The sequence below is a fragment of the Glaciimonas sp. Gout2 genome (assembly GCF_035018905.1).
In the GTDB taxonomy this organism is placed as follows: Bacteria; Pseudomonadota; Gammaproteobacteria; order Burkholderiales; family Burkholderiaceae_D; genus Glaciimonas.
The window spans coordinates 1-19,021 of the sequence record NZ_JASJXA010000003.1; the positions used below are offsets into that span (position 1 = coordinate 1).

The 19,021-nt window shown below is 49.1% G+C and carries 16 protein-coding genes; 6 read left to right on the top strand and 10 right to left on the bottom strand.

Going from position 1 to position 19,021, the window contains the following annotated elements; genetic code table 11:
• Positions 1-373 precede the first annotated feature (373 nt).
• Positions 374-625 (bottom strand): GlsB/YeaQ/YmgE family stress response membrane protein, encoded by a 252-nt coding sequence (locus QN379_RS03695; protein ID WP_322236185.1) that lies wholly within the window; start codon positions 623-625, stop codon positions 374-376.
• A gap of 561 nt (positions 626-1,186) precedes the next feature.
• Here QN379_RS03695 and QN379_RS03700 point away from each other — a divergent pair.
• Entirely contained in the window at positions 1,187-1,330 is a 144-nt protein-coding gene (locus QN379_RS03700; protein ID WP_323506048.1) for a hypothetical protein, read from the top strand.
• 51 nt (positions 1,331-1,381) lie between these two features.
• Here QN379_RS03700 and QN379_RS03705 read toward each other — a convergent pair whose 3' ends face one another.
• A complete protein-coding gene (locus tag QN379_RS03705) occupies positions 1,382-3,481 on the bottom strand; it encodes a 3-hydroxyacyl-CoA dehydrogenase NAD-binding domain-containing protein (RefSeq protein WP_323506049.1) in 2,100 nt (699 codons plus the stop codon).
• Positions 3,482-3,983: 502 nt separating this feature from the next.
• Between QN379_RS03705 and glpT the strand changes: the two genes are divergently transcribed.
• Positions 3,984-5,336 (top strand): glycerol-3-phosphate transporter, encoded by a 1,353-nt coding sequence (gene glpT / locus QN379_RS03710; protein ID WP_323506050.1) that lies wholly within the window; start codon positions 3,984-3,986, stop codon positions 5,334-5,336.
• A gap of 119 nt (positions 5,337-5,455) precedes the next feature.
• On the opposite strand, the gene QN379_RS03715 is transcribed toward glpT, so the two are convergent.
• The 5 genes from QN379_RS03715 to adh form a co-directional block, all read right to left on the bottom strand.
• Entirely contained in the window at positions 5,456-5,980 is a 525-nt protein-coding gene (locus QN379_RS03715) for a DUF2127 domain-containing protein (RefSeq protein WP_322236195.1), read from the bottom strand.
• A gap of 168 nt (positions 5,981-6,148) precedes the next feature.
• On the bottom strand, positions 6,149-6,997 hold the full coding sequence (gene eutC / locus QN379_RS03720) for an ethanolamine ammonia-lyase subunit EutC (protein WP_323506051.1): 849 nt from the start codon (positions 6,995-6,997) through the stop codon (positions 6,149-6,151).
• Positions 6,998-7,078: 81 nt separating this feature from the next.
• Entirely contained in the window at positions 7,079-8,482 is a 1,404-nt protein-coding gene (locus QN379_RS03725) for an ethanolamine ammonia-lyase subunit EutB (RefSeq protein ID WP_323506052.1), read from the bottom strand.
• A 349-nt stretch (positions 8,483-8,831) separates the two neighbouring features.
• Entirely contained in the window at positions 8,832-9,230 is a 399-nt protein-coding gene (locus tag QN379_RS03730; protein WP_322236201.1) for a DUF779 domain-containing protein, read from the bottom strand.
• Positions 9,231-9,445: 215 nt separating this feature from the next.
• Complete coding sequence (adh, locus tag QN379_RS03735; RefSeq protein WP_322236203.1) at positions 9,446-10,966, bottom strand: aldehyde dehydrogenase; 1,521 nt, start codon at positions 10,964-10,966, stop codon at positions 9,446-9,448.
• Between the two features lie 757 nt (positions 10,967-11,723).
• On the opposite strand from adh, the gene QN379_RS03740 reads away from it, so the two are divergent.
• The 4 genes from QN379_RS03740 to QN379_RS03755 all read left to right on the top strand — a co-directional run bounded on the left by QN379_RS03740 (position 11,724) and on the right by QN379_RS03755 (position 15,588).
• Positions 11,724-12,467, top strand: a complete 744-nt coding sequence (locus QN379_RS03740) for an ABC transporter ATP-binding protein (RefSeq protein WP_322240474.1) — start codon at positions 11,724-11,726, stop codon at positions 12,465-12,467.
• Positions 12,464-13,369, top strand: a complete 906-nt coding sequence (locus QN379_RS03745; protein ID WP_322236205.1) for a metal ABC transporter permease — start codon at positions 12,464-12,466, stop codon at positions 13,367-13,369. The genes QN379_RS03740 and QN379_RS03745 overlap by 4 nt, the downstream gene beginning before the upstream one ends.
• A gap of 237 nt (positions 13,370-13,606) precedes the next feature.
• Positions 13,607-14,515, top strand: coding sequence for a metal ABC transporter substrate-binding protein (locus QN379_RS03750; protein WP_323506053.1), 909 nt, complete (start codon positions 13,607-13,609; stop codon positions 14,513-14,515).
• 140 nt (positions 14,516-14,655) lie between these two features.
• A complete protein-coding gene (locus QN379_RS03755) occupies positions 14,656-15,588 on the top strand; it encodes a 2-hydroxyacid dehydrogenase (RefSeq protein ID WP_416186864.1) in 933 nt (310 codons plus the stop codon).
• A gap of 165 nt (positions 15,589-15,753) precedes the next feature.
• Here QN379_RS03755 and QN379_RS03760 read toward each other — a convergent pair whose 3' ends face one another.
• The 3 genes from QN379_RS03760 to QN379_RS03770 all read right to left on the bottom strand — a co-directional run bounded on the left by QN379_RS03760 (position 15,754) and on the right by QN379_RS03770 (position 19,020).
• Positions 15,754-16,263: a C40 family peptidase gene (locus QN379_RS03760; RefSeq protein ID WP_322236211.1), complete on the bottom strand. Its 510-nt coding sequence runs from the start codon at positions 16,261-16,263 to the stop codon at positions 15,754-15,756.
• Between the two features lie 55 nt (positions 16,264-16,318).
• Positions 16,319-17,545: an acetylornithine transaminase gene (locus tag QN379_RS03765; protein ID WP_323506054.1), complete on the bottom strand. Its 1,227-nt coding sequence runs from the start codon at positions 17,543-17,545 to the stop codon at positions 16,319-16,321.
• A 446-nt stretch (positions 17,546-17,991) separates the two neighbouring features.
• A complete protein-coding gene (locus tag QN379_RS03770; RefSeq protein WP_323506055.1) occupies positions 17,992-19,020 on the bottom strand; it encodes a CDP-6-deoxy-delta-3,4-glucoseen reductase in 1,029 nt (342 codons plus the stop codon).
• Position 19,021: the final 1 nt, after the last annotated feature.

A 19,021-nucleotide genomic window follows, 5' to 3' on the forward strand; every position in this document is an offset into this window, starting at 1 on the left:
TTAACCGCGTAACAACATCGCAGGCGCAGCGGTCACGATCGGCCAGAATGAGCGGTCACGTTGACCAGAATACGCAATAGATATTCGCGCGTCGAAGGGCGTCACTATGCTTGTCAAAAAGAGCCAAAACGATTATTTAATTGAGGGCGATATGTGCCAATTCAGACGTGTCAAATATGTCGACATGAAAAATATCGTGGGCTCTAGTGTGATGAGCGTATAAGTCGCAAAAAATAAAAAAACGACTCGGACATTTAAGCGTCGGAGTCGTTATATTTGCCTTACCTTGTAGCGAATTGAGAAATTTCAATAACCTTCTGAGGTTATTGAAAGACAGTGCATGCTGCTATAAGTTATAGGCCAGCATGAATTGCTATGCGCGTTTCACCAGTCGTACGATGACGAGCAGTACAATCGCACCAATCGTTGCTGTGACTATCGAAGCGATCATGCCACCACTGACGCCGATGCCGATCAGACCGGCCAGCCAGCCGCCGATGAATGCCCCCACAATACCAACAAGAATGTCGACCAAAATACCAAAGCCGCCGCCCTTAACCAAGACACCAGCGAGCCAACCGGCGATAGCACCGATGATGAGCCAAGCGAGAATTCCATGTTCCATGGTATTTCCTTTCGTAGTTTAGCAGTGGGTGAAAAAGTCTAGCGTCATTGAACGTGAGCCGCAACTATATTATTTTTTTACGGCTAAATTTTAAAAAATGAGAGAGTAATTTGAAGTGGATGCGCTGGCTCTTCTCTCTCCATTCTTTTCTAATAAATTATCATTGCGCTGATCAGCAATGCGTAAAGTATATAGTCGCCTATAAATACTATAGTTATAGTTTCTTGTTTTTACAAATGTTCACAAATTTCATTGCAAACTGGGTTCTGCGCTGCGACTTGCATCAGATAGTTTGCAGTAATACTAAAAAAATTATAGGCGATTGTCTATAAGCTGTTGTCCCCGTCTGACGCCTTCCTGGCCCACTTCTTCAAGAGATCCTATGAAGGTATTCTCATCTTTCCATTCGATACCGTTTTCCAGATTTACCTTAATTAACCACCCGGCCGAATTGAGGTGGGTAAAAACGTAAATTTTTTGGCCTTTGTATTCTCGAATAATTGTCACGTCCATGATTTTGACTATCCACCATTGGTTATGGTGAGCATGATAGAGATAACCATGTTGCCTGAATGTCGGGCGTTGTCACTTCTTTATGTAGGAGTAGAGGAAGTCGCTGCATTAATCATCGCGATGACGCCTGGCGTCGCCCCGAACGCAATGACATTGATGGCCATAATGACAGGCGGCGTCCTGCGCCGTTAACATTACCCACTATATTTTTTTGTGTCGAGGTGTGTAAGACGGTCATAGCGTCTAGTTAAAAGTTTTCTTTTGTGCCGCTAAGCGTGCGAGTAAGGGAGCGGTTTTCCATGCTTCTCCGTGCAAACCTTGCGCGTATTTTTCGATTGCCGCGACAACACTTTTTAAGCCAACTGTATCAGCATAAAACAAAGGGCCACCGCGGAATAAAGGAAATCCATAACCGGTCAGATACACCATATCGATGTCAGAGGCACGTTGTGCGATTCCTTCTTCCAGTAAAAGCGCCGCCTCGTTTATCAGTGAATATATCAATCGTTCTACGATTTCCTGATCGCTTATTTGCCGACGTGCGACACCACTAGCTTTGGAGTTTTTTGTGATCAGGTTATCGACCAATGCGGATGGATAGGCTTTGCGGTCGCCCGCTTTATAGTCGTACCATCCAGCCCCGGTTTTTTGACCGAAACGTCCCAGTTTACACAGTAGGTCGGCAGTTTTTGAGTACGTCATTTCAGGTGTATCGATCGCGCGTCGTTTTCGGATAGCCCAGCCGATGTCGTTGCCAGCCAGATCGCTCATCCGGAACGGCCCCATTGCGCAGCCAAACCGTTCAATTGCTTTATCAACCTGCTCCGGAAAACAACCTTCATCTAGCAAAAATCCAGCCTGACGGACATATTGTTCCACCATGCGGTTGCCGATAAATCCATCGCAGACACCCGCAACAACGCCAGTTTTGCGAATTTTTTTAGTCAGTGCCAAGGTGGTTACCAAAACGTCGTCGGCGGTCTTTTCACCGCGAACAATTTCCAGCAGTTGCATGACGTTTGCAGGACTGAAAAAATGCATGCCGATGACATCCTGGGGACGTTTGGTGGACGCTGCAATTTCATTCAGATTCAGCGTCGACGTGTTGGAGGCTAAAATTGCACCGGGCTTCATGATGTTATCGAGGGTCTTAAAGACCGCTTTTTTGACTTCCATGTCTTCAAATACGGCCTCGATCACAATGTCTGCATCGCTGATCGCTGCATAGTCCAGCGTGCCCGTGATCAGAGCGATCCGTTGGTCAACTTTGTCTTGCGTTAGTTTGCCTTTTTTGAGCGTGTTCTCATAATTTTTTCGAATGATCGCCATACCCTTTTTCAAAGCATCAGGGTTAGTTTCCAGTATCATGACCGGGATGCCAACATTGGCAAAATTCATGGCGATACCGCCGCCCATCGTACCAGCGCCGATGACCGCCGCGCAGGTAATTGGTCGACGTGGTGTGTCCGCAGAAAGCCCCACAATTTTACTGGCTGCACGTTCGCCAAAAAATGCATGGCGCATCGCTTTGGAGGTGGTTGTTTGTAGCAGCGCAAGAAACAAGTCACGTTCATATTGCAGGCCATCGTCGAATGGTTTGGTGATTGCAGCCTCAATCGCGTCAATACATTTTAATGGAGCGGGAAATTGCTCTGACGTCCCACCGACGATCGCGCGTGCGGTCTGCAAAAAAGCCTGGTAGTCAGGATAATCAGAATGAGAAACTGTAAGATCCCGGACTTTAGGTAGTGGTCGCAGATTGGCTATCTTGTCGGCGAAAGCGAGTACGGCTGGCATCCATTCGCCATTTGCTTCCGGCATGATCAATGCATCGAAAAGGGCCGTCGTCGCCAATTTTTCCGCAGCTATCGGATTGCCGGAGACGATCATGTCCACGGCAAGTTTCAGTCCTACCGCACGCGGTAAACGTTGCGTGCCACCTGCGCCCGGCAACAGACCCAATTTGACTTCCGGTAAACCTATTTTTGCTGTTGGCGTTGAGATCCGATAGTGACATGCGAGCGATAATTCCAGGCCGCCACCCATGCAGACAGAATGGATCGCCGCTACTACAGGTTTGGTAGCGTTTTCGACAATGCTGATCAAGGTATGTAATGACGGTTCAGCTAATGCTTTTGGCGAGTTGAATTCTTTTATATCGGCGCCGCCAGAAAAGGCCTGACCTGCACCGGTAATAACAATCGCCCTGACCGCGTCATCGCTGAGCGCCTTTTGTATGCCATCAACCATCGCCGTGCGGGTTATCAAACCCATGCCGTTCACGGGTGGATTGTTAATAGTGATAAGGGCGATGTTTCCCTGGTGTTGGTATTCAGCAGTCATGTCTCTTCCTTTATTGGGCGTCTGTCAGTTTGTATCGATGTAAATAAGCTAAATAATTAAAACAGCAATCGGGTGGTCGAAAGCTTGACGACTGCAGTATGCTTTTTTGTTGTTTGCACTTTTATGGTTAAACAGCCTATGTTCCCCCGCTTTACTCTCCGTCGCTCCCTCTATTTCGCCTATCACGTATATGTTATTACATCGCTATCAACACGTCGCCATTGTTCGTAGAGAGGTAATTCTACATGCGCGTTAATGATAGCTTTATTACTTAAATGTTCGTAATCGAACATTTATAGCCGAGTAACTGCGGATAGAGTGTTATATTTCTATTGGGAAATTGTTCTCATGTGAACATTTTGCCATCATTGTGCAAATATCGATTTGAAACGTGTGGCGCGCTAGCGACCAACGGAATCCTTGCCGCATGAAATGGCATTGCGTCATGTAATTGAAGTCAACTATTTGCATAAATGCCAACCGTATCGGAGACAACAAAATAATGTTCAATATTTTTCGCCCAGCGTTACATCAAGCCTTATTATCCAAAGAAAAAATTGACCCCACTTATCGCCGCTTACGCTGGCAGATTTTTTTGGGTATTTTTTTTGGTTACGCTGGTTACTATCTGGTGCGTAAGAATTTTTCATTGGCAATGCCAGCCTTGATAGAGCAAGGATTTACCAGAGGGCAGCTAGGATTCGCCATGTCGGGTGTAGCCATTGCCTACGGTTTATCAAAATTTCTCATGGGAATGGTCTCTGATCGTTCGAATCCACGTTTCTTTTTACCTTTCGGTTTACTCGTCTCGGCCGCAGTCATGTTCGTGATGGGGTTCAGTCATTGGGCAACATCTAGCGTCACAATCATGTTCTCGCTGCTGTTCATCAACGGTTGGGTTCAGGGTATGGGATGGCCGCCGTCCGGGCGCACGATGGTGCATTGGTGGTCTCAGAAAGAGCGCGGTAGTGTCGTCTCGGTCTGGAACATTGCGCACAATGTTGGTGGAGGAATGATCGGGCCGCTCTTTATTCTCGGCATGGGTTGGTTCAATGATTGGCGTTCAGCCTTTTATGTACCCGCAGCGGTAGCGGTAGCGATTGCCATCTTCGCGTTTGTTATGATGCGTGACACACCACAATCTTGTGGACTGCCGCCGGTAGAAGAGTATAAAAACGATTATCCGGAAGGCTACGACAAATCCCACGAAGAAGAACTGACCACTAAGGAAATTCTGTTTCGCTACGTACTAAATAACAAATTATTGTGGTACATCGCTTTTGCCAACGTATTTGTTTATTTGCTGCGGTATGGCGTGTTGGATTGGGCGCCGACTTATCTACGCGAAGTCAAACACTTCAGCATCGATAAATCATCCTGGGCCTATTTTATGTACGAATGGGCGGGTATTCCTGGGACATTATTGTGCGGCTGGATGTCAGACAAAATCTTTAAAGGCAACCGTGCCTTGACTGGAATTGTCTTCATGATTCTGGTCACCATCGCGACATTGGTGTATTGGCTCAATCCGGCTGGCAATCCCGGCATAGATATCGCTGCGTTGTGCGCTATCGGCTTTTTGATTTATGGGCCCGTCATGTTAATCGGTTTGTACGCGCTGGAACTGGCACCGAAAAAAGCTGCAGGAACCGCCGCTGGTTTCACCGGTCTGTTTGGTTATCTTGGCGGTTCAGTCGCAGCCAGTGCGCTTTTAGGTTCCACCGTGGATCATTGGGGCTGGGATGGCGGATTCATCCTGTTAGTAGGATCTTGCATATTGTCGGTGCTATTTTTCGTCATGGCGTGGTATGGCTCGCGACCGCAACATCCTGACTTGAAAGATATTTCAACTTAAATGCTGGATAAATGGTCGGCTGTACAGATGGATGAGGTTACTCAGTGAAGTAACTCAGAAGTAACACCATGAAGTAATTCTGCGATGAAGGAGCGCACGCGCTGAAGCCATTAAAAGCTTTAGCGCGTGTTGCGTTCCGCAGTGCGTTTTAGCCATATTTGCAACACCAGATAAGCCACCACAAAAACGTTTCCGGCCAGCACCGCAGCATTCGTCAAGGATGGATGCAAAACAAGATGGCGAATTTCGATAGGAATATAGATTCCACCCGATATCGCACCCAACCAGGTCGCCCAGGCGCGATTATTCCAAAGGCCATAACATTCTGTGAAACGCAGCGATATATAGGCCAATCCGATCAACGCGACGTTGCGGCGATTTTCGTCATTCAAGACGTCGGCGTAATGCAGAAAAATAGACGGATAATGCGCAGTTGGGTCCATGCCAAAATGACCGATCAACTCGATCGCCAGATGGCGAATATCATGGTGCAGCAGGTCCAGCAAGCCTAGCGTAGCGGCTAAAGCGGCCAACCCCTTAATACCCTCAAACGTAGCAATCGCTTTTAACGCCGCCCGAGATTTTTCTGATGCTGGTGGCGACTGGTTTGTGATGATGTCTTTTGTGTCATTGGATGATTGCATAAGACGATTATGCACGAAGCTGGACTTTATTATTCGGCAATAAATTCTAATGTTATCTGCCATCCCGTTATTCGCTTGCTTGGTAGTTTTACCATCTCACGCTCTAATACCTTCGCCTCTTTATCGATATAAATACGTCAATATGATTGGCTTACAATTGATTTTCCGTCACTCTTTTTCTATTAGAAAATTACGTGATGCCGGTTTGAGAGTGGGATCGTTGATAGTGCCATCTTTCAGCGATATCCCGGTTAACTGCCGACTGAATGCTTCGGATAGCAAATAATGTAGTTTACCTGCTGCGTCTGGATAGCTTAATCCGGCAGGGCGGATATTTGATATGCAGTTTCTACTTTCATCGGTCAAGCCCACATGCGGTTGCCATGTCAGATAAATGCCCATGCTGTCTGGCGAGCTTAGACCGGGGCGTTCGCCGATCAACACTACGACCATCTTTGCGCCTAGCAATTCACCAATCTCATCGCCAATAGCCACACGTCCCTGACGTACGATTGTAAAGGGTGCAGTTGACCAGTTTTCGGCTTTTAGCAACGGCATGAGCGTAGCAAGAAAAGTTGCTGCATTTTGTTCAATCGCCAATGCAGAAAGGCCATCGGCAATTACGAATGCCAGATCAACGTGCCGCTGGCTAGTGTGAGTTTTTATGGTGGTTGAATCTTTAAGCGGCGCTGATAACGCCTCCAGAATCTGATGCGAAGAAGGGGACAGTTTTCGACCAAAATCTGGTCGCTGCAAATAGCTATCCCGGGTTTGAGCGACGCTTGATAAGGTAACGCATGCATTCTGTTGACTAACGCCGCAGTCAGTTAGCGCTTGCGCCACTTTTTCGGTATCCAGCATCTGATGCACGGCGTCACGCGCCCTTGCATGGGCTAGCTGAAAGTCCAATTGAACGGCAGTTGGCAGACTTATTCCGGCACGGCCGAGCGCGATCCTTGCGCTCGTAAATTGGCGCAGGAGTTGCCATGGATTGGTAATAACCGTTGGTTTAGTCATACTTAATTAACCCGTTTCTGTCCTTCGTTTCTGTCCTTATTATCTCGCCGCTTGCGGGAGTGCGGTTGTCCAAGTGCGCTATCACGGCAGACGCAACAAGGCGTGTTTAAACGCCGGTGGTAGTTCCTCTTTAAGCATTAACGTGCCATCGCCGGAAAATATTTGCATGTCTTGCAGCCACTTTTCAAATTCGGGCGCTGGCTTTAGCCCCAATACGCGTCGGGCGTAAAGTGCGTCGTGGAATGAAGTCGATTGATAGTGCAGCATAATATCGTCCGATCCGGGCACACCCATGATGAAATTGCAACCGGCTGTGCCCAGCAATGTCAGCAAAACGTCCATGTCATTTTGATCCGCTTCGGCGTGGTTGGTGTAGCAGACATCGCAACCCATCGGCAATCCTAACAACTTCGCGCAAAAGTGATCTTCCAGACCGGCGCGGATTATTTGCTTCCCATCATATAAATATTCAGGACCAATAAAGCCAACTACTGAGTTCACCAGAAGCGGTTTAAATTTTCTGGCAACCGCGTAGGCACGCGCTTCGCAGGTTTGCTGATCGATCCCATGATGGGCGTTAGCCGACAGGGCGCTACCTTGCCCGGTTTCAAAATACATGACGTTGTTGCCGATGGTGCCGCGTCCCAAAGAAAGCGCTGCTTGCTGCGCCTCATCCAACAAATTCAAATTGATCCCAAAACTTTGGTTGGCTGCCTCGGTGCCAGCAATCGACTGAAATACCAAATCCACGGGAGCGCCGCGGTTGATCGCTTCTATCGTGTTGGTGACATGCGTCAGCACGCAGGATTGAGTAGGAATGCGGTATTGTTGAATGATCTGATCCAGCATCGATACCAGTTTGATGACTTGCCCGACGTTATCGGTGGCCGGATTGATACCAATCACCGCATCGCCGCTGCCATACATCAAGCCGTCTAGAATGCTAGCGGCAATTCCTGTGGCGTCATCGGTCGGATGGTTCGGTTGCAGGCGGGTCGATAGACGGTTAGCTAGTCCAATGGTATTGCGGAAGCGGGTGACGACGCGACATTTTTTGGCAACCAGAATCAAATCCTGGACGCGCATGATTTTTGAGACCGCTGCCGCCATCTCCGGCGTGATGCCGGGCGCGATCGCAGTGAGTAATAACTCTGTGGCAGCGTCGCTCAGAAGCCAGTTGCGGAAGTCGCCAATCGTTAAGTGTCGGATGGCGGCGAAGGCATTGGCATCGTGGTCATCGATAATCAATCGGCTGACCTCGTCGCTTTCGTAGGGGACCAGTAAATCGTTAAGGAATGTGGTTAGTGGCAGCGCCGCCAGAGTCATCTGTGCAGCGACACGCTCTTCGGCACTGGCGGCAGCGATACCCGCCAGATGGTCGCCCGAGCGTGTGGGAGTGGCTTTTGCCATCAGGTCTTTCAGGTCGCGAAATTGGTAGGTTTTAGTCCCTACCACGTGACTGAACCGGACAATCGGACGGTGCATAGGCGGCCTGTTTTACGTTTGAAAAAACGTGCGGTCCAAAGCGGAGCCGAACGACGTATTTACAGAGATTAGCAGAGATAAGCCGATATTAGCTGATATAAACTAAAAGTTGGCCGAGGATGCCAACGGCAATAGAAGCGCGTTGAACGTCGCGCGTCGTTTCTTTGGCGTCGATGTGGCTTTTTTAGTATCATCGGGGCGGTGATTCACGCGTGATGAATGAACCACAATTAACAAACCATGAAATACGGCGACTAATACTGAATCGCAGGAATTTAACGACCCGGCTTGGTAGCTGCTGATCGGATTTTAGCTATCGTCAGTCCGGACCAGACTGCTTTAGTTTGGGTCAGGATACTGTCTGTTTTCCAAGCAGTTGGGGCAACTTTGCCAATGCATCGTATTCCTCATCGCTAAACAGCCTTGATCGCGTCAAAAAGCGACGTCCTGATCCGTTGTCTAGTGAGAACATGCCACCGTTGCCATTGACAACGTCAATGATTAATTGCGTATGTTTCCAGTATTCGAATTGCTCGGCGCCGATATAAAACGGTTCACCATCCAGTTCACCCAAATACACATCTCCGTCGCCAACCTGAAAATCGTCTCGGGCGTAACACATGGGGGCACTGCCATCGCAGCAGCCGCCGGATTGAAAAAACATTAGCGCACCATGTCTTTTTCTTAGCGTTTGTAGCAATTCTAGCGTCGCTTCAGTCGCAACGACTCGGGCGGGGGTAGTTGACATAAGAAAGGCCTTTCGTGAAAAATAGGACTTACGCAAATCCGCACCAGCGGCGCTATGCTTCACAATTTTATAATGCGGCATAAGCTTCGTAAAATAGGGGCGATAAACCTGCTACTGAGCTGTTGCTGGGACGATTTTGCGTAAATCCTAAGAAAATTGAACTCTGCCTTAACCGGCGGTAAAGCAGAGTCCACATTACAATCTAGCAGCGAACTTTAGAAAAAGCCTAAAGCGTTAGGGCTATAACTGACCAACAGATTTTTGGTTTGTTGATAGTGATCCAACATCATCTTGTGATTCTCACGACCGATACCAGACTGCTTGTAACCACCAAATGCTGCATGCGCAGGGTACAGGTGATAACAGTTAGTCCAGACCCGACCCGCTTGAATCTCGCGACCCATACGGAAAGCACGTGAGCCATCGCGTGTCCACAGCCCTGCGCCCAGACCATACAATGTGTCGTTGGCGATTTCCAGCGCTTCTTCTTCGTCTTTGAAAGTCGTGACAGACAACACAGGTCCAAAAATTTCTTCCTGGAAGATGCGCATTTTGTTATTACCTTCGAACACGGTTGGTTCCATGTAATAACCCGCATCCAGATCACCGCCATGTTGCGTGCGACCGCCGCCGGTGAGCAACTTGGCGCCTTCTTGTTTGCCAATGTCGATGTATGACAGAATTTTTTCGAGCTGTTCCTGCGATGCTTGTGCACCGATCATCGTGCTCATTTCGAGTGGATTGCCTTGCTTGATGGCTTTTACGCGTTTTAATGCACGTTCCATAAAGCGGTCATAGATCGATTCTTGAATCAACGCGCGTGATGGGCAAGTGCACACTTCACCTTGATTTAGCGCGAACATGGCAAAGCCTTCCAGGCATTTGTCAAAGAACGCATCGTCCTGATCCATGACATCAGCAAAGAAGATGTTAGGCGATTTGCCGCCTAGTTCCAGCGTTACAGGGATGATGTTTTGCGATGCGTATTGCATGATGAGGCGGCCGGTAGTAGTTTCACCGGTGAAAGCGATCTTGGCAATCCGCTTGCTCGAAGCCAACGGTTTGCCTGCTTCCAGACCGAAACCTTGAATAATATTAAGCACACCCGGTGGCAACAAATCTTGCACTAGTTCAATCCACACCATAATCGAGGCTGGTGTTTGTTCAGCTGGCTTAAGGACGATGCAATTGCCTGCCGCCAACGCCGGTGCCATTTTCCAGACTGCCATCAATATTGGAAAATTCCACGGAATGATCTGACCAACGACGCCCAAAGGCTCATGGAAATGATAAGCGTAAGTTTCTGCATCGATGGTCGCGACAGTGCCTTCTTGGGCACGGATGCAACCGGCAAAATAGCGGAAATGATCAATAGCCAATGGAATGTCGGCTAATGTTGTTTCGCGCAGAGGTTTACCGTTGTCGATCGTTTCGGCAATAGCCAGCAACTCCAGATTAGCTTCCATCCGGTCTGCGATTTTAAGCAGGATGTTGGCGCGGTCGGCAGGTGAAGTCCGGCCCCAGGCACGCTTAGCGGCATGTGCGGCGTCTAATGCCAGATCGACATCTTCTGCGCTGGATCGTGCTACTTCGCAAAAAGCGCGACCGAGAACAGGACTAATGTTTTCAAAATACTCACCCTTTACCGGTGGGACAAATTTTCCACCGATGAAATTGTCGTAACGTTGCTTGAAGGGATTTTTAATGCCTAGTTTGGTGATGTCTGCTAGATTCATGTCGTCCTCCGAAAGGGATTTTAGTTAATTGATTACCAAGTTGGCGTTAGGCCAAGGTGCAACAGGCACTCAACCTATTTGCAAAGGTCGTGCCAATCAATATTCCGCAGATTATTAGCCGGAATTTTTTTGCCGTAAATCGCTGAAAACCCGCATGGATATTAACTATCACCTATCCGTTATGGGATAAATTTATCAGTTTCAAATTGCCCATGTCACAAACATAAAACCACTGCTGTTTTATTTTGGAACACTCTTGCATTGGCAGTGTTCCGAATTTGAACTGCCTTTGAAGTGATGCAATTTTGATTAATGACAAGTGGAGAAGTTCAGTCGCTTTGTATTCGGCAACGATTGGTTTGACACAAAAAAAACAATAAAATGTGGCGGTTAAAACCACCAAATGCAACTTGGTTGCACTATAATCGGCACGCTGCAACTAGGTTGCAATTGGCTTTCATCTGATTACAAAGAGCAACTAGTGGGCGAATGTAAAGAGACCATAGAGCAAAAATAGAGCCGGTTCGGACTTGGTTTTGCCTTGGGTTTGCCGCGGTTTTGCCCTTTTGTGGCCCGATCGTGTCTAAACAATTTGTTGTAAATATAAAGCTAAGATGTCGATCAAATCGTCCTCCCTTATGAATAAAAAGCGCAGTAGTATGCTGGCGCGTTCGGCATGGTTTCGACTAATGCTGGTACTTCCCGTGTGCGTTTTATTTTGGGTTGGCGTCTGGTGGGCACTGGCGGGAGCGACAGGATGAAACCGGCAGTAACGTTGCACAACCTGACGGTCGCCTATCGTCAGCATCCGGCTTTGCACCATATCAGCGGAAGCTTTGAATCCGGTTCACTGACCGCGATTATTGGCCCGAATGGTGCAGGGAAAAGTACCTTATTGAAAAGCTTGCTAGGATTGGTTCGCATCGATAGCGGTCGCGTCGACATCAGCATTGCGCGCAAGCGTATCGCGTATTTGCCGCAGCAAGCTGAGATTGACCGCGGTTTTCCAATTTCAGTGATGGATTGCGTATTGCTGGGCTATTGGCAAAGTGCCGGGTTATTTGGTGGGATTACGAAGGCAATGTCAGAAAAAGGCGATGCCGCCTTACATGCGGTTGGCCTGGATGGATTTGCTGATCGCTCCATTGGCAGTTTGTCGGCGGGACAGTTTCAGCGTGTCTTGTTTGCGCGGATTTTGTTGCAGGATGCCGAGCTAATTTTGCTCGACGAACCGTTCAATGCCGTGGATGCAAAGACGACGGAAGATTTGCTGGTGATCGTACAGTCATGGCATGCGCAAAAGCGCACCGTGATTGCTGTGTTGCATGACAACGAACAGGTGCGCCGCTATTTTCCCCAATCGGTATTGCTGGCACGGCGCCTGGTGGCATGGGGTGACACGACACACGTATTAACCGACGATCATTTGCGGCTGGCTAAAAATATGCCTGAAGCGCAGGATCCGAACGCACCATTTTGCCAGCCGGAGACGACGGCATGAGTTTTTTCTCCCTGCATTGGTTGACCACGTTTTATCAATTTACCTTAGCGCCATTTCAGGAGTTTGCCTTCATGCGGCGCGCTCTGATCGGTATTCTGGCGCTTGCGCTCAGCAGTGCGCCCCTTGGCGTGTTGTTGACGTTGCGCCGGATGAGTCTGTTTGGTGATGCGCTTAGCCATGCCGTGCTGCCGGGTGTCGCAGTCGGATTCATGTTATTCGGCTTGTCGCTGCCAGCGTTAAGCATCGGTGGCTTTCTGGCTGGCGTGATTGTGGTGGCGATTGCCGCGTTGATCAGTCGCCATACCGATTTAAAGGAAGATGCCAGTCTTGCGTCGATCTATTTGATCGCGCTGGCACTGGGCGTGATGCTGATCTCGGTCAACGGCTCCAAACTAGATTTATTACATATTCTTTTTGGCAACGTACTTGGGGTCGATCGCGAAGGCTTGTTTCTGGTCGCCGGTGTCACAACGATCAGTTTGGTAGTAGGTGCCATGATGTATCGCGGGCTGGTATTGGAAAGTTTTGACGCCTCGTTTCTGGCGGCTTGCGGTGTCAAGGGCGCACGTGGTGCACTATTCCAGCAACTATTTTTGATGCTGGTAGTGCTCAATCTGGTGGCGTCTTTTCAGACGTTGGGTACGCTTATGGCGGTGGGATTGATGATGTTGCCAGCAGTTTCTGCGCGTCTTTGGCATGATACTTTGCCCGCACAATTGCTCAACAGCGCTTTGCAAGCGGCAGCGGCGGGTTATATCGGTTTATTGTTATCGTATTACACATCAACCCCTTCCGGTCCGACCATCATTGTCTGCGCCGGTGGACTGTATTTGATCTCGTTGCTGATCGCACCGCGTGGTTGGTTGGCAAAATTATGGAAGCGACCGCATCGGCTTGCCTGATTTGCGAACAATTACCAGGAGCGACTTGTCAGTTGACGGATGAAAGCGGAACGTAAAAATAATCGACCAGAGTCAATTTTGTGATCGGTTTGGTTGCCGATTTTTCGAGGTTTGACGTTTAGTTCTCGATGGCGCTCTACGCCAGCTCTTTCTAGTTTTGTGTTTTGTGGGCCGACGTCGTCGGCCCAGCAGCGCCGTGCCTAATAGTTTTTGATTCCAATCCTCAAGGAGTATCGCATGATGCGTTTTAAGCAATTTCTATCCATGATGATGGCGGCGGTTATAGTAACGATAGTCAGCAGTTCTGCATCGGCGGCCACAAAAATGCCGGTCGTGGTGAGCTTTAGCATACTCAGCGATATCGTCAGCAATGTTGGCCGGGAACACATCAGCATATCGACGCTGGTCGGGCCGGACGAAGATGCGCATGTATATGCGCCGACGCCAAAAGACGTGAGAACATTGGCGCAAGCAAAGGTCGTGGTCATTAATGGTCTTGGTTTTGAGGGCTGGATTGAGCGGCTTGCCGATGCGGCAAATTACAAAGGTGCAGTAGTGGTCGTTAGCAATGGTATAACAGCCCGTCAACGCCCGGACGGCGGCGATGCCGGGCATCATCTTGATCCGCATGCATGGCAAGATCCGGCTAATGTGATGGTCTACATCCGCAATATTGTTGCCGCACTGAGCAAGGCTGACCCAGCCAACGCTACAGCATATAAAAATAATGGTGCCGAATATACGCGCGCATTAGTGGCACTGGATAATTGGGCACAAGCGCAATTTGCGCAAATTCCCGACGCACGCCGTAACGTGATCACCTCCCATGATGCATTCGAATATTTTGGCGCACACTTTAAGGTACGTTTTCTTGCCCCACAAGGCGTTTCAACCGAAAGCGAACCAAGTGCCAGAGATGTCGCGATGCTGATCCGGCAAATCCGTGAGGAGCATAGCAAAGCGCTCTTTTTTGAAAATATGAGTAATCCGAAGCTATTGCAACAAATCAGCGATGAGGTTGGCGTTAAGCCTGGCGGCAAGTTATATGCGGATGCATTGTCGCAGGCTAATGGGGATGCCCCGACCTATTTGCGCATGATGCGTTTTAATGTGGCGCAAATCATGGATCGTCTGAAGCAGGAGTAATTTGCAATGCACCACCGTCAAGTCACTACGCCATATTGCGCGTCTTTACGGTAGTCGTTCGGAAATGATGGCGCCAAGCAGATGTGACGATTGAACGGTAACATACTGACTTTCGTTAATGCGCCAAAATGCCCGATATTATGAAACCCAATCTGCTTATTCTCAGTGCTTTTTCCGATGAACATCTGGAACAGATTAAACAGGGTTACGAGGTTTTATACGCGCCGAACCTGAAGCAGCGCGCCGAAGCGATTACTACCAACGGAATACACTTTCAAGCTGTGCTGACAATCGGCAGCATAGGATTAACAGCGGATGAAATCGCCGCGATGCCAAAGTTGGAACTGATCTGCGCATTGGGTGCCGGATACGAAGAAATTGACATCGCGGCCGCTCGTGCGCGCGGGATCATCGTCTCGAATGGTGCTGGTACAAACGACGCGTGCGTTGCCGATCATGCAATGGGATTGTTGCTGGCGGCGGTGCGTGGGATTCCGCAACTGGGCGTGGCGTTACATCAAGGCATTTGGCGGACTGCACTACCATTGCCAGCAAGCGTATCGTTCAAGCGGCTTGGAATTCTGGGGCTTGGCACTATCGGGAAACAAATTGCCCGGCGTGCACTCGGATTTGATATGGAAATCGGTTATCACAGTCGCTCGGTTCGCAATGATGTGCCGTTTACCTATTTTGATTCGTTACTAGGCCTGGCCCAATGGGCTGATTTTTTGGTGGTGGCGACACCTGGAGGTAAAGCAACGCGTCACCTGGTGAATGGTCCCGTCCTTGATGCGCTTGGGCCAACTGGCGTATTGGTCAATATCGCGCGCGGAAGTGTGGTCGATACAGAGGCATTATCGCAAGCATTGCGGCAGCACCGCATCGCCGCAGCCGGTTTAGATGTGTACGAGAGCGAACCATTGCCGCCGCAACAGTTGATGCACTTGCCGAACGTGGTGTTGACGCCGCACGTCGCTGGTTGGTCGCCGGAATCGGTGGATGCGACGGTAAACTTATTTCTGGAGAATGCTAATCGGCATTTTTCCGGTCAGGCAGTATTGACGCCGGTCTAAGAATCTATCCTGATACATCGATTGCGCTCGGGTATGATGAATTGTCGAGTTGGGTGTTGATCAATCCTCTGCTGCGACTTCTATGAAGTGGAAGTAATTTCAATTAACTTGTGATCGACACCGAACCAAACCGGCTCATCAAAGCGTTTCACTACTTCGTCCCACTTAATCAAAATACCGCCGCACCGACTCAAAACGTTGCGCATAATATTTGGTCTCGAGACGATCTATTCTGACTTTGCCGTTGGTTGATGGCGCGTTAATAAAACGGCCATCGCCGATATAAATACCAACGTGCGAAAACGGCCGATTCATCGTATTAAAAAATACCAGATCACCCGGTCGCAATTCACTTTTTGGTACTTCTCTGCCTTGTCGGGCGATGGTTGCTGCGCTGCCGGTCACATTGAGGCCGGCAGCCTGTTTGAAGACATAACTGACCATGCCACTGCAATCGAGTCCCGCTTCAGGATTTTTACCGCCGAAGCGGTAATCCGTATCAATCAGCCCGAGCGAATAAATGACGATTTCGTTGCCCAAATCACTCGGTGCAACATGCGAGTTCATATAGGCGCTGCCAGACTGCGGATTTTTGCGAATGTTGTCGCCGCCGCTTCCACACGCTGCTAAAAGCAAAGCGCAACAACATATACAAAAAGTTTTTACTATCGTCATAGGACGCCCGAAGACAAAGGTCATGGCACTCACTCAGCTGAATGCAAACCGCATTCTAAGCAATATTCAATGCGGCGGTTTTATTTTTAATTTGATCCAGTACATCCGACAACATTGAAATCATTTGATCTATTTCTGCAATCGTGACATTGAGCGCGGGCATAAAACGCAGCAAATCAGGGCGCGGCGAGTTTAATAATAAGCCGACTGGACCCATATCGCGTGCGATGTCGACGATTTGCGGACCGATATCTTTGCCTAATTTGAGTGCGCGCAGCAACCCTTCACCACGCTCACCGTTCATGCCATATTTCTCAGATAGTTTGAGTAGTTCGGCGCTGAGATAGGCGCTTTTATCGTTAACCGATTGCATAAAGCCGGGCGCCAGCAAAGTCTTCAGAACCGCAGTGCCAACCGCGGTCATTAACGGATTGCCGTTATAAGTGCCGCCTTGATCGCCAGGTTCAAAGCACGCGACATCTTCACGCGCCAACAAGGCAGCTAATGGCACACCACCGCCAATACCTTTGCCGAGCGTCATAATATCGGGCTGAATATCCGAAAGTTGGTAAGCAAACAATTGGCCGGTACGGCCCATACCAGTTTGTACCTCGTCGACGATGAGCAGTAAATCGTGTTTCTCGGTCAGGGCGCGTAGGCCCTGCATGAATTCTCGCGTTGCAGGTAGGACGCCGCCTTCGCCTTGCACTGGTTCCAGCATGACTGCCACGGTGCGGTCGTTGATCAGGCGCTCGACGCTTGCCAGATCGTTGAGGTCGGCTTTTGGAAATCCGGAGACTTGTGGCGCAAAGATCGTGTCCCAACCTGGTTTGCCGCTGGCTGACATGGTTGCCAGAGTTCGACCATGAAAACTGTGGTCAAACGTGATGATTTCAAAGCGATTCTGGCCTGCTTTGTTAGGATTCTTTTTTCCCCATTTACGGGCTAGTTTTATGGCGCCTTCGTTCGCTTCCGCTCCGCTATTGGCAAAAAATACGCGATCAAAGCAGGAATTCACGGTCAGTAACGACGCTAATTCAATCGATGGAGCGTTGTAAAAAGCGGGTGAAGGATTGAGGATTTTTTTCGATTGCACCACCAATGCATCTTGTATGCATTGTGGTGAATGGCCTAGCGCGTTGACTGCCCAACCTTGCAGGTAATCCAGATAGCGCTTGCCATTGTGATCTGTCATCCACATCCCGCGGCCTTCGGTGAAGACCAGCGGTGGGCGGTTGGTGATATACATCAAATCGTTGACGGCAAACTGGTTGAATTCCATGGTCGGGCTCCGGATAAAGGCGCTGAAGAGGCGCTAAAAAATTGTCAGTAAAACAAATAAAACGAGGGTAAAAGTACGGGCCATCCATTGTAAACTTTTGTTGCGCGTTACGAGAGAACCGCGCCTCAAAACAAAATGGCCAAAAAAAAACCACAGGCATGGCCTGTGGCTTCGTGATCAAAAAACGCTCACGCGCACGGCATACCGGGCTGGGGTATTGGCGTATGACGTCGGAGAAGTGTAGTGATCATATTCATGTCGCTAATATTAGGGCCTTTTACGGCATGCGTCAAAAAGTTTTTCATGAGAACTTACAAGAACTTGCCGCAACGCCGTAATGTCTTTAAACCTGCCATCGGCATATTCTCGCAATATTTCACATTGGAACAACTTTTCGTCAACGCTTTTTATGTTGCTTAGTTGGTTTTGCCTTGACGCAAAAACATTCACTCTCCGGAAAGATCGGCTTCTGACGTAAACGAATCGGCATAAAACTCTTCCGCCGGTAATTTGCAAGTCCCGATAAAGTCACGTTGCGCCGATTCTACGACAATCGGTGCTCCGCAGGCATAGACTTGATAGTTGGATAAATCCACAAAATCCGTCATGACAGCCTGATGCACAAAGCCGCTACGACCCGTCCATTGATCTTCCTGATGCGCGTTTGATATGACGGGAACATAGGTGAAATGTGGAATGGTGCGCGCCCATTCTTCGCATAAGGCGTGCATGTAGATATCTTGTGGGCGGCGACCGCCCCAATATAAGGTCATCGGGCGACTCGATTCGTTATGAATCAGTTGCTCGATAATGGCTTTGATGGGTGCGAAACCGGTGCCGGACGCCAGAAATACCATCGGTTTTTCTGAATCCTCGCGTAAAAAGAAGGTCCCTAGCGGCCCCTCAAAACGTAAAATATCGCGTTCCTTCATGGTCGAAAACACCTGATCGGTAAATAATCCGCCTGGCATATGGCGAATGTGCACCGAAATTTGCCCCTCTTTATACGGCGCGTTTGCCATACTATAACTACGCCGTTTGCCGTCGCGCAGCATGAATTCGATATACTGACCTGCTAAATATTGCAGCCGTTCGTTTGCTGGCAATTGGAGTGAGATGATAACGACGTCGTCGGCAACTTTTTCAATGGTGGAGATGCGGGATGGCATTTTGCGTACCGGAAATTCGCCAACGCCAGCGACTTCGCGGGCTTCGATGGTGATATCGGAATGCGGTGTGGCGCAGCAAAACAGGGAAAATCCCAGCGCTTCTTCGCTTACTGGTAGCGCTTTTTCCTGGTGCGCGCCGTGCGTGACGTTGCCCACCATCAACTTGCCTTTGCAGGAACTACATGCGCCATTTTTGCAACCGTAAGGCAAACCAACACCAGCACGGATTGCTGCGCTTAAGATAGTCTCGCCTTCGTCACACGTGAATTGCCGACCGCTCGGCTGAACAGTTACCTGAAAACTCATA

Excerpts from the sequence above, each read along its gene's own strand:
- QN379_RS03695 (WP_322236185.1), bottom strand. The coding sequence starts at position 625 with ATGGAACATGGAATTCTCGCTTGGCTCATCATCGGTGCTATCGCCGGT.
- QN379_RS03700 (WP_323506048.1), top strand. The coding sequence starts at position 1,187 with ATGTTGCCTGAATGTCGGGCGTTGTCACTTCTTTATGTAGGAGTAGAG.
- QN379_RS03705 (WP_323506049.1), bottom strand. The coding sequence starts at position 3,481 with ATGACTGCTGAATACCAACACCAGGGAAACATCGCCCTTATCACTATT.
- glpT (WP_323506050.1), top strand. The coding sequence starts at position 3,984 with ATGTTCAATATTTTTCGCCCAGCGTTACATCAAGCCTTATTATCCAAA.
- QN379_RS03715 (WP_322236195.1), bottom strand. The coding sequence starts at position 5,980 with ATGCAATCATCCAATGACACAAAAGACATCATCACAAACCAGTCGCCA.
- eutC (WP_323506051.1), bottom strand. The coding sequence starts at position 6,997 with ATGACTAAACCAACGGTTATTACCAATCCATGGCAACTCCTGCGCCAA.
- QN379_RS03725 (WP_323506052.1), bottom strand. The coding sequence starts at position 8,482 with ATGCACCGTCCGATTGTCCGGTTCAGTCACGTGGTAGGGACTAAAACC.
- QN379_RS03730 (WP_322236201.1), bottom strand. The coding sequence starts at position 9,230 with ATGTCAACTACCCCCGCCCGAGTCGTTGCGACTGAAGCGACGCTAGAA.
- adh (WP_322236203.1), bottom strand. The coding sequence starts at position 10,966 with ATGAATCTAGCAGACATCACCAAACTAGGCATTAAAAATCCCTTCAAG.
- QN379_RS03740 (WP_322240474.1), top strand. The coding sequence starts at position 11,724 with ATGAAACCGGCAGTAACGTTGCACAACCTGACGGTCGCCTATCGTCAG.
- QN379_RS03745 (WP_322236205.1), top strand. The coding sequence starts at position 12,464 with ATGAGTTTTTTCTCCCTGCATTGGTTGACCACGTTTTATCAATTTACC.
- QN379_RS03750 (WP_323506053.1), top strand. The coding sequence starts at position 13,607 with ATGATGCGTTTTAAGCAATTTCTATCCATGATGATGGCGGCGGTTATA.
- QN379_RS03755 (WP_416186864.1), top strand. The coding sequence starts at position 14,656 with ATGAAACCCAATCTGCTTATTCTCAGTGCTTTTTCCGATGAACATCTG.
- QN379_RS03760 (WP_322236211.1), bottom strand. The coding sequence starts at position 16,263 with ATGACGATAGTAAAAACTTTTTGTATATGTTGTTGCGCTTTGCTTTTA.
- QN379_RS03765 (WP_323506054.1), bottom strand. The coding sequence starts at position 17,545 with ATGGAATTCAACCAGTTTGCCGTCAACGATTTGATGTATATCACCAAC.
- QN379_RS03770 (WP_323506055.1), bottom strand. The coding sequence starts at position 19,020 with ATGAGTTTTCAGGTAACTGTTCAGCCGAGCGGTCGGCAATTCACGTGT.